Source organism: Rahnella sp. R3(2024), from assembly GCF_042920125.1.
GTDB classification, from domain to species: Bacteria; Pseudomonadota; Gammaproteobacteria; order Enterobacterales; family Enterobacteriaceae; genus Rahnella; species Rahnella rivi.
The window spans coordinates 2,630,059-2,641,363 of record NZ_JBHGBU010000001.1; the positions used below are offsets into that span (position 1 = coordinate 2,630,059).

The following is an 11,305-nucleotide window of genomic DNA, read 5'->3' on the forward strand; positions in this document are numbered from 1 at the left end:
ATTATTCGCGCATACCTTTCATTCTTAAAGGTCTTATTCTGACGCTATGAGCACATTTGACGATCAGCCCCCGGAGACGACAGACACCATCGGCCATGCGATGCGTCGCCGACCGCTTGCGCGCAAGAAGCTGTCCGACATGGTGGAAGAAGAGCTGGAGCAAATGATCCGCAGGCGCGAATTTGCTGAAGGTGAGCAACTTCCTTCAGAACGCGAACTGATGACATTTTTCAACGTTGGCCGCCCCTCCGTGCGTGAAGCGCTGGCGGCGCTTAAACGTAAAGGGCTGGTGCAGATCAGCAACGGCGAGCGGGCGCGGGTGTCACGTCCTTCGGCTGACACCATCATCAGTGAATTATCCGGTGTGGCGACAGACTTCCTCGCGCGCCCTGAAGGGATTGCGCATTTCGAGCAGTTGCGGATGTTTTTCGAATCCAGCCTGGTGCGTTACGCCGCAGAATTTGCCACCGACGAGCAGATTGCCCGCCTGGGCAAAGCGCTGGAAATGAACAGCCAGTCGCTTGATGACAACGATCTTTTCATCCGCTCTGATATTGAATTCCACCGTGAACTGGCTGAAATCCCGGCCAACCCGATCTTCATGGTTGTGCACGTGGCTTTGCTGGACTGGCTGATTGCGGCGCGTCCTTCCGTCCCTCAGGAAGAGTTGCACGCGCATAACAACGTCAGTTATCAGCAGCATATCGACATCTTCAGGGCTATTGAGGCTCGTGATCCTGATGCCGCCGATGCCGCGCTGAAAACGCATCTCAAAAGCGTATTCGCGGCGTATTACGCGTCATCGGCGAAGCGCGGATCGAAGAAGTAATCATTTCTGAACTGGGATCTCCCCCGCACTCTCTTTGATCACCTCTGATCAGCCATCACTATTTCCTATGGTCGGGATCACATTCTGAACCTTCCGTTGTATTGTGTTTGTTTTTTGGTCTGGTATAACAGGTATAAAGGTATATCGATTTGCCTGATAACCCAATAACCAAGAGGCGTTTATGAAACAGAATCTGCGGGGCGTGATGCCGGCATTGCTCACTCCTTTTAATCAGCAACAACAAGTGGACACCGACAGCCTGCGCCGTCTGGTACGTTTCAATATTGAGCAGGGGATCGATGGCCTGTACGTTGGTGGTTCTACCGGCGAAGCTTTTCTGCAAAGCTCTCAGGAACGTGAGCAGGTGCTGGAAATCGTGGCGGAAGAAGCGAAGGGCAAGGTGACGTTAATCGCCCACGTCGGTGCCATCAGTACACGTGAAAGCCAGACGCTGGCCGCCGCCGCACACCGTTACGGCTTTGATGCCGTCTCCGCCGTGACGCCGTTCTACTATCCTTTCAGCTTCAATGAACATTGCGACCACTACCGTGCGGTCACGGATTCCGCCGAAGGCCTGCCGATGGTGGTCTATAACATTCCGGCACTCAGCGGCGTGAAACTGACGCTGGATCAGATCGACACGCTGATCAAACTGCCTGGCGTGGGCGCGCTGAAACAAACCTCCGGCGATTTGTATGAAATGGAAAAAATTCGCCGCGCGCATCCGGATTTGGTGCTCTACAACGGTTACGACGAAATCTTCGCATCCGGCCTGCTGGCGGGTGCCGATGGCGGAATAGGCAGTACCTATAACGTGATGGGCTGGCGCTATATGGCGATCAAAAAAGCCGTGCTGGAAGGGGATGTGCCGCGAGCAATGCATTTGCAAAGTGAATGCAACAAGGTCATCGACCTGCTGATAAAAACGGGCGTTTTCCGCGGCCTGAAAACGATTCTGCATTACATGGATATCGTGGCCGTGCCGCTGTGCCGCAAACCTTTTGCGCCGGTCGATGAGCAATATTTGCCGGCGCTTAAAGCGCTGGCGGCGCAACTTCAGGCAGAACGTAGCGCGTTCTGACGCCTGATGCCGGGCTTTCCGGCATCAACAATTCTTTATCAGTCCTTACCAAAGGGCGGGTTGATGCAAACCCGCCCCGGGGGTGATTTATGCGTAACAATGCCCGACAGATCTCATGGTTTCGCCATTTGACTAAACCGCAATGGAAAGCATTTTCGGCCGCCTGGATTGGCTACCTTTTGGATGGTTTTGATTTTGTTCTGATCGCCTTAGTGCTGACAGAAATTAAAAGCGAGTTCGACCTGACCGGCGTTCAGGCGGCGAGTCTGATTTCTGCGGCGTTTATCTCCCGCTGGTTTGGCGGATTACTGCTTGGCGCCATGGGCGACCGTTATGGTCGCAAACTGGCGATGATCACCAGTATCGTGTTGTTTTCTGTCGGGACGCTCGCCTGCGGTTTTGCGCCGGGCTTCACGGTGATGTTTTTCGCACGCCTGATTATCGGCATGGGCATGGCGGGAGAATACGGCTCAAGTGCCACCTATGTTATTGAAAGCTGGCCAAAGCATTTACGCAACAAAGCCAGCGGGTTTCTGATTTCCGGCTTCTCGGTGGGTGCAGTGATTGCCGCGCAGGTTTACAGCCTGGTGGTGCCGGTCTGGGGCTGGCGCGCCCTGTTTTTCATCGGCATCTTGCCGATTATTTTCGCCCTCTGGCTGCGTAAAAATATTCCGGAAGCGGAAGACTGGCAGGCGAAATTCGCCCATAAGCAACCGACCAAAACCATGGTGGATATTCTCTATCGCGGCAAACATCGGGTCGTCAACGTCGGTATGACAATTGTCGCGGCCACCGCGTTGTATTTCTGTTTCGCCGGCGATGTGGGCAGCGCCGCAGTGATTGCCATACTGGGGCTGATGTGTGCGGCTGTCTTCATCAGCTTTATGGTGCAGAGTAGCGGCAAACGCTGGCCGACCGGCGTTACGCTGATGGTCGTGGTCTTCTTTGCCTTCCTCTATTCGTGGCCGATTCAGGCGCTGTTACCGACGTATTTGAAAACCGAACTGGCCTATTCACCGACGCTGGTGGCTCACGTGCTGTTCTTCAGCGGTTTTGGCGCAGCGGTAGGGTGCTGCGTGGGCGGTTTCCTCGGCGACTGGCTGGGAACGCGTAAAGCGTACGTGTACAGCCTGCTGGCCTCGCAGCTGCTTATTATTCCGGTCTTTGCGATCGGCGGCGGAAATATCTGGGTGTTGGGATTACTGTTATTCCTGCAACAAATGTTGGGTCAGGGTATTTCCGGCATTCTGCCTAAACTGATTGGCGGTTATTTCGATACCGAACAGCGTGCGGCCGGGCTGGGCTTTACCTACAACGTCGGCGCGCTGGGTGGCGCACTGGCACCGGTTATCGGGGTGGCGATTGCCCAGCGTCTGGATCTCGGCACTGCGCTGGCGTCCTTGTCTTTCGGGCTGACGTTCGTGGTGATCCTGCTGATCGGGCTGGATATGCCGTCACGCGTTCAGCGCTGGATCCACCCTGAAGCCGTGCGGACGCACGACACCATTGATGGCAAACCTTTCAGCGGTGCGGTGAAAGTGAAGCCGGAAAACACCAAGAGCGGATTGATCAGAAACTGAATTTTGCAGGGAGTTTATATGTCATTGCTTGAAACACTGGATACACAGATTTCACAGGCTGGCGGATTGATTGTCTCCTGCCAGCCGGTTCCCGGCAGCCCGCTGGATAAGCCTGATATTGTGGCCGCCATGGCGCTGGCAGCAGAACAGGCCGGTGCGGTGGCGCTGCGCATTGAAGGTATTGAGAATCTCAGAGCCACTCATGCACGGGTGTCAGTGCCAATCATCGGCATTATCAAACGCGACCTGCCAGATTCGCCGGTGCGTATCACGCCTTTTCTGGCCGATGTGGATGCGCTGGCAGGCGCAGGAGCCAGCATCATTGCGTTTGACGGTACACAGCGTGAAAGGCCGGTGGCGGTCGCGGAACTGCTGGCACGCATTCATCAGCATCACCTGCTGGCAATGGCGGATTGTTCCAGCGTGCAGGACGGACTGGATTGTCACCGGCTGGGGGCTGACATCATCGGTACGACGCTGTCAGGTTATATCACGGCGCAAACACCGGAAGAGCCGGATCTGGCCTTAGTGAAAGCGCTGAGTCATGAAGGATGCCGCGTGATTGCCGAAGGGCGCTATAACGCGCCTGCGCTGGCGGCTCAGGCGATGCAAAATGGCGCGTGGGCGGTCACCGTCGGTTCGGCAATCACCCGCCTTGAGCATGTCTGCCAGTGGTTCCGGGATGAAATCGTGAAGGTCGCGAAATGACCACGCTGGTGATCGATATCGGGGGCACCAAACTGGCGGCGGCGCTGGCGGGCAACGATCTCACTCTCACCGGACGGCGGGAAATCCCGACGCCTGCCAGTAAAACGCCCGATGCCTTGCAGGCTGCGCTGGCGGAACTGGTCGCGCCGCTGGTTTCACAGGCGCAGCGGGTCGCGGTCGCTTCTACCGGTATTATCAGGCAGGGCATTCTCACGGCGCTGAACCCGGATAATCTCGGCGGCCTCAGCCATTTTCCGCTGGTGGAGGTGATCTCCCGGCTGACGCAACTGCCGTGCATGGCCGTCAATGACGCGCAGGCGGCTGCGTGGGCGGAATATCACGCCCTTTCGGCGGAGATCACTGACATGGTCTTTCTCACTGTCTCGACCGGTGTGGGCGGCGCAATGATCAGTGGCGGAAAATTGCTGACAGGAACGCAGGGGCTGGCGGGGCATTTCGGCCACACGCTGGCAGATCCGCAGGGGCCACGCTGTGGCTGTGGCCGGACGGGTTGCGTGGAGGCGATGGCATCAGGGCGAGGCATCGCCAGCGCAGCGCGTGATGATTTAGCCGGTTGCACTGCCAAACAGATTTTCGCTCATGCGGCGGCAGGGCATCTGCAAGCGGGCGCATTGATCCAGCGTTCAGCCAGGGTGCTGGCAAGATTAATCGCGGATATCAAAGTAGCGACGGATTGTCAGTGCGTGGTTTTGGGTGGAAGTATTGGTCTGGCAGAAGGCTATTTGGCGCAGGTGAAAACGTTTCTTAATGAAGAGCCGGAGGTTTACCGTGTCACGCTTTTGATGGCAAAACATCAGCACGATGCCGGTTTACGGGGGGCCGCCTTGCTGGCGCAGGAGATGGCGTTTTAGTTTCAGCCCGCTCAAAAACAACGGGGCTGCCATCGCTGGCAGCCCCGTTTTCATGACAGAGTGGATCAGACTTCGAGGAAGTTCATGATGCCTTCTGCCGCTTTACGGCCTTCGGCAATCGCCGTGACCACCAGATCCGATCCGCGAACCGCATCGCCACCGGCGAAGATTTTCGGGTTGCTGGTCTGGAAGGCGTTGTCGCTGCCTTCAGGTGCCAGAATGCGGCCCTGAGTATCCAGCTCAACATCGTGCGCTGCCAGCCATTCCATTTTGTGAGGGCGGAAACCAAACGCCATCACCACGGCATCGGCTTCCATCACATGTTCGGAACCCGCGACGATTTCTGCACGACGGCGGCCATGAGCATCCGGCGCGCCAAGTTCGGTACGCGCCATACGCACGCCACAGACGCGGCCTGAATCGTTCAGTTCGATGCTCAGCGGTTGCAGGTTGAATTTGAAATCCACCCCTTCTTCGCGCGCATTCTTCACTTCACGACGTGAACCCGGCATGTTCTCTTCATCACGACGGTACGCACAGGTCACATGCGTTGCGCCCTGACGAATTGACGTACGCACGCAGTCCATCGCGGTGTCACCACCGCCGAGAACCACCACGCGCTTCTTATCCATCGTCACGTAAGGCTCTTCCTGACTGTCATCGTAACCCATCAGTTGCTTGGTGTTGGCGATGAGGAACGGCAGGGCATCGTACACGCCCGGCGCATCTTCGTTCGCCAGACCACCGCGCATGGACTGATAAGTCCCGACGCCGAGGAACACAGAATCGTATTCTGCCAGCAGAGCGTCGATGGTGATGTCTTTACCGACTTCAGTATTGAGCTGGAATTCGATCCCCATCTCCGTGAAGATTTCACGACGCTTGGTCATCACCGATTTTTCCAGCTTGAAGGCAGGAATGCCGAAAGTCAGCAGGCCGCCGATTTCCGGATGGCGATCGTAAACCACTGCTTTCACACCGTTACGGGTCAGGACGTCAGCGCAAGCCAGACCTGCCGGACCTGCGCCGATAATCGCCACGCGTTTGCCGGTAGGATGCACATGAGACATATCCGGACGCCAGCCCATTTCGATGGCTTTATCGCTGATGTAGCGCTCGATGTTACCGATGGTCACCGCACCAAACTCGTCGTTCAGGGTACAGGAACCTTCGCACAGTCTGTCCTGAGGACAAACGCGTCCGCAGACTTCCGGCAGGCTGTTGGTCTGGTGCGCGAGGTCGGCGGCTTCCATGATGCGACCTTCGTTTGCCAGTTTCAGCCAGTTCGGAATGTAGTTGTGAACCGGGCATTTCCATTCGCAATAAGGGTTACCGCAGGACAGACAGCGGTCTGCCTGTGATGCAGCCTGAGTTGCTGAGAACGGCTCGTAAATTTCCACAAACTCAATTTTACGGATCTTCAGCGCTTTTTTAGGCGGATCAACACGCTGTAAGTCGACAAATTGATAAACGTTTTGACTCATCTTAACCTCTTACTGCGCTTGTACCCGCAGCTCAGCTGCGGAACGACTACGGTGACCCAACAATGCTTTGACATCACTGGACTTCGGTTTTACCAGAGCAAATTTCGCTGCCCATTCAGGCCAGTTCGCCAAAATTTCTTCACCACGGGCCGAGGCGGTCAACTGTACGTGTTCGATGATCAAACCGCGCAGATGCTCTTCATGGATAGCCAGATCGGCCACTTCCAGGACTTCAACCAGTTCCGGGTTAACGCGTTTGCGGAATTCGCCGTCTTCATCAAGAACGTAAGCGAAGCCACCGGTCATGCCTGCGCCGAAGTTGACGCCGGTACGACCGAGCACACACACAATGCCGCCGGTCATGTATTCACAACCGTTATCGCCAATGCCTTCAACCACGGTGATGGCACCGGAGTTACGCACGGCGAAACGTTCACCCGCACGGCCCGCAGCAAACATTTTGCCGCCGGTAGCGCCGTACAGACAGGTGTTACCGATGATGCTGGCTTCGTGGCTGCGGAACGCTGAACCTATTGGTGGACGGATGGCAATGCGGCCACCGGCCATGCCCTTGCCCACGTAGTCGTTCGCGTCGCCGGTCAGCATCAAATCGACGCCGCCTGCGTTCCAGACGCCGAAGCTCTGGCCCGCGGTGCCGTTGAAGTTAATGCGTACCGGATCTGCCGCCATACCCTGATCGCCATGTTTCTCAGCAATCGCACCGGACAACATAGCGCCGACGGAGCGGTCAGTGTTGCGGATATCGAAGTAGAACGCTTTGCTCTGCCTGGAATCGATGTGCGGCGCAGCCTGCTCCAGAATGTCTTTGTTCAGCTGACCCTTATCGAACGCCGGGTTGCTTTCGGTGCAGTACACCGCTTTGCCTTCATGCGGCGTGGCGGTTGCCAGCATCGCAGAAAGATCCAGACTGTTTTGTTTGGCGGTGAAGCCATCCAGCTCGGTCAGCAGATCGGTACGACCAATCAGATCGACCAGCTGGCTCACGCCCAGTTCAGCCATGATTTCACGGGTTTCCTGCGTGATGAACTTGAAGTAGTTCACTACGCGTTCTGGCAGGCCGTGATAATGGTTGCGACGCAGTTTATCGTCCTGAGTTGCCACGCCGGTTGCGCAGTTATTCAGGTGGCAAATACGCAGGTATTTACAGCCCAGTGCGACCATAGGGCCGGTACCGAAACCGAAGCTTTCTGCGCCCAGAATCGCCGCTTTGATGATGTCGAGGCCAGTTTTCAGGCCGCCATCCACCTGCAGACGGATTTTATGACGCAGGCCGTTGGCGACCAGTGCCTGCTGTGTTTCCACCAGACCCAGTTCCCACGGACAACCGGCGTATTTCACCGAAGACAGCGGGCTTGCGCCGGTGCCGCCATCGTAGCCGGCGATGGTGATGAGATCCGCATAGGCTTTCGCCACGCCGACGGCGATAGTGCCGACGCCCGGTTCAGAAACCAGCTTCACCGAAATCATCGCCTTCGGATTGACCTGTTTCAGGTCGAAAATCAGCTGTGCCAGATCCTCGATAGAATAGATATCGTGGTGCGGCGGTGGAGAAATCAGGGTCACGCCCGGCACGGAATAACGCAGTTTCGCGATGTACGGCGTCACTTTGTCACCCGGCAACTGGCCACCTTCGCCTGGTTTTGCACCTTGTGCGACTTTGATCTGAATAACGTCAGCATTCACCAGGTACGCCGGTGTTACACCGAAACGACCGGAAGCGACCTGCTTAATACGGGACACTTTATTGGTACCGTAACGTGCCGGATCTTCGCCGCCTTCGCCGGAGTTAGAACGTCCGCCGATGCTGTTCATCGCTTCGGCCAGAGATTCATGCGCTTCCGGGCTTAACGCACCGATAGACATCGCCGCGGTATCGAAGCGGGTAAACAAGCCTTCCGCCGGTTCCACCTGATCCACCGGGATTGGCTGGCCTTTTGGTGTCACTTTCAACAGGTCACGCAGTGTCGCAACCGGACGCTCGTTAACCAGTTTGGCGTATTTTTTATAATCGTCGTAATCACCGCTGTTCACTGCGGTTTGCAGGGTGGTGACCACGTCCGGGTTATAAGAGTGATATTCGCCACCGTGGACAAATTTCAGCAGGCCGCCCTGATCCAGCGTTTTGCGTTTCAGCCACGCGCGTTTGGACAGGTTCAGCAGATCTTGTTCAAAATCCGTATAACCGGCACCGCCGATACGGCTGACCACGCCGTTGAAGCAGGTGTTGCACAGATCTTTTGCCAGACCGACCGCTTCAAACAGTTTGGAGCAACGGTAAGAGGCCACGGTTGAGATGCCCATTTTGGACATGATCTTGTACAAGCCTTTGTTGATGCCGTTGCGGTAATTCAACATCACTTCACGGTATTTCTTCTCGATGACCTGAGAGTCGACCAGTTTTGCCAGGGTTTCGTAGGCCAGATACGGATAAACCGCCGTGGCACCAAAACCAATCAGCACGGCGAAATGATGCGGGTCGCGGGCGCTGGCGGTTTCAACAATGATGTTGGCATCGCAGCGCAGGCTTTTCTCAACCAGACGCAGTTGCAGCGCGCCGACGGCCATTGGCGCAGGCAGCGGCAGGCGGTTGGCCGAAATATTTCGGTCAGACAGCACCAGTAATACGGCGCCGTTGCGCACTTTCTGCTCGCCTTCGTCACAGAGTTTCTGGACGAACTGCTCCATGTTCTGTTCGCTCGGATCGTAAGTCAGGTCCAGCGTTTCCGCGCGATAGTGTTTGCTGTCCAGCGTGGTGAGCTGTTTAAAGTCAGACCACAGCAGAATAGGTGATTTGAAGCTCAGACGGTGGGCCTGACCTTCGGCTTCGCAGAACACGTTCATCTCGCGGCCAATGCTGGTCGCCAGAGACATCACGTGGGCTTCGCGCAGCGGATCGATTGGCGGGTTGGTCACCTGCGCAAACTGCTGGCGGAAGTAGTCATAAATAATGCGTGGACGACTGGAGAGCACGGCAAATGGCGTGTCATCACCCATCGAGCCGACGGCTTCCTGACCGTTTTCACCCAGTACGCGGATGATCTGATCAAGTTCTTCGCTGCTGTAGCCGAACTGTTTCTGGAAGGTTTCCAGCGTAGTGTCATCCAGCTCGCGGCTGCCAACCTGATCTTCCGGCAGATCTTCGAACGGCACCAGACGCTGAACGTTTTTCTCCATCCACTCTTTGTAAGGATGACGGCCTTTCAGGTCGTTGTCGGTTTCAGCGGAGTGATGGATCTTGCCGCTGCGGGTATCGATTACCATCAGTTCGCCAGGTCCGACGCGGCCTTTTTCGACCACTTCGTCCGGCTGATAGTCCCAGATCCCGACTTCAGATGCGCAGGTGATCAGCTTGTCTTTCGTGATGACATAACGCGCCGGGCGCAGACCGTTACGGTCGAGGTTACAGGCGGCATAACGGCCATCTGACATAACGATACCGGCCGGGCCGTCCCACGGTTCCATGTGCATGGAGTTAAAGTCGAAGAACGCACGCAGATCGTTGTCCATATCCGGGTTCTGCTGCCAGGCTGGCGGCACCAGCAAACGCATCGCGCGCAGCAGATCCATCCCGCCCGCCAGGAACAGTTCCAGCATGTTATCCAGCGAGCTGGAGTCGGAGCCGGTTTCATTGACGAAAGGCGCAGCATCTTGCAGATCGGGGATCAGCGGTGTTTTAAATTTATACGCACGGGCACGCGCCCACTGACGGTTACCGGTGATGGTGTTGATTTCGCCGTTGTGCGCCAGATAGCGGAAGGGCTGAGCCAGCTGCCAGCGCGGAACGGTGTTGGTCGAGAAGCGCTGGTGGAACAGGCAGATCGCCGATTCGAGACGCAGGTCGGCCAGGTCTAAATAGAAGCGTGGCAGATCCGCAGGCATACACAGGCCTTTATAGATCGTGACCACGTTGGAGAAACTGCACACATAGAAATCTTTATCCTGAATGCGTTTCTCAATGCGGCGGCGCGCCATATACAGGCGACGCTCCATGTCACGCGGACGCCAGCCGGCAGGCGCGTTGACAAAAATCTGTTCGATACGGGGCAGGGAGGAAAGCGCGATTTCACCGAGAACGTCCGGATTGGTCGGAACGTCACGCCAGCCCACCACGGACAGCGTTTCGTTTTGCAACTCTTCTTCAACAATGCGGCGGCTGGCAGCCGCTTCTGTTTCGTTTTTGCTGAGGAATAGCATGCCGACGGCATAGTTCTTCGCCAGACGCCAGTTGCGCTCTTCGGCGATCATCCGGAAGAACCGATCCGGTTTCTGTAAATGCAGGCCACAGCCGTCGCCGGTCTTGCCGTCAGCAAGGATCGCGCCACGGTGTTGCATACGGGCCAGCGCGTGAATGGCTGTACGCACGACCTTATGGCTAGGTTCGCCTTCTATATGAGCGATCAGGCCGAAACCACAGTTGTCCCTCTCTTGGGATTTATCGTACAACATAACGTGAACCTCCCCAGGCTCTGCGAGACTCTCACACCAACCGCGAGGGGACTTATAGACAGAGATTGCTCGCATTTTCGCGCACTCTTGCGGTGCGTTGAATGCCCGGGCATCTCCGTCAAAGGCCTCTCGTGATGGTTCTCACAAGTGGTGGTTGACTTGTTTTAATGAGGGAGTCTTCAATTACTGCATAAATATGACGAGTTGCTCACCCGTCGAGATTGCTTCCAGCGGACTCCCAACTTAGCGAGAAAGCATTGACAGGTCAAATGGCGATTTAAGTT

7 protein-coding genes are annotated in these 11,305 nt (G+C 56.3%); 5 read left to right on the plus strand and 2 right to left on the minus strand.

What is annotated here, in order from left to right; all coding sequences use genetic code 11:
- Positions 1–46: 46 nt before the first annotated feature.
- The 5 genes from ABSH60_RS11960 (at position 47) to ABSH60_RS11980 (ending at position 5,070) form a co-directional block, all read left to right on the plus strand.
- Entirely contained in the window at positions 47–829 is a 783-nt protein-coding gene (locus ABSH60_RS11960) for a transcriptional regulator NanR (RefSeq protein WP_056776325.1), read from the plus strand.
- A 181-nt stretch (positions 830–1,010) separates the two neighbouring features.
- Positions 1,011–1,910 carry an N-acetylneuraminate lyase gene (gene nanA, locus ABSH60_RS11965; protein ID WP_122094442.1) on the plus strand — a complete coding sequence of 300 codons (900 nt, stop codon included), beginning with the start codon at positions 1,011–1,013 and terminating at the stop codon, positions 1,908–1,910.
- A gap of 89 nt (positions 1,911–1,999) precedes the next feature.
- The gene (locus tag ABSH60_RS11970) at positions 2,000–3,490 is read left to right on the plus strand and encodes an MFS transporter (RefSeq protein ID WP_122094440.1); all 1,491 of its coding nucleotides are present in this window, start codon (positions 2,000–2,002) and stop codon (positions 3,488–3,490) included.
- A gap of 18 nt (positions 3,491–3,508) precedes the next feature.
- The gene (locus ABSH60_RS11975) at positions 3,509–4,198 is read left to right on the plus strand and encodes an N-acetylmannosamine-6-phosphate 2-epimerase (RefSeq protein ID WP_056776336.1); all 690 of its coding nucleotides are present in this window, start codon (positions 3,509–3,511) and stop codon (positions 4,196–4,198) included.
- Positions 4,195–5,070: an N-acetylmannosamine kinase gene (locus ABSH60_RS11980; protein ID WP_390974094.1), complete on the plus strand. Its 876-nt coding sequence runs from the start codon at positions 4,195–4,197 to the stop codon at positions 5,068–5,070. Before ABSH60_RS11975 ends, ABSH60_RS11980 begins: the two co-directional genes overlap by 4 nt.
- Positions 5,071–5,135: 65 nt before the next feature.
- Here the strand turns inward: ABSH60_RS11980 and ABSH60_RS11985 are convergent, their stop codons facing one another.
- Positions 5,136–6,554, minus strand: a complete 1,419-nt coding sequence (locus tag ABSH60_RS11985; protein WP_056776343.1) for a glutamate synthase small subunit — start codon at positions 6,552–6,554, stop codon at positions 5,136–5,138.
- A 9-nt stretch (positions 6,555–6,563) separates the two neighbouring features.
- Positions 6,564–11,021, minus strand: coding sequence for a glutamate synthase large subunit (gene gltB / locus ABSH60_RS11990; RefSeq protein WP_390974097.1), 4,458 nt, complete (start codon positions 11,019–11,021; stop codon positions 6,564–6,566).
- Positions 11,022–11,305: the final 284 nt, after the last annotated feature.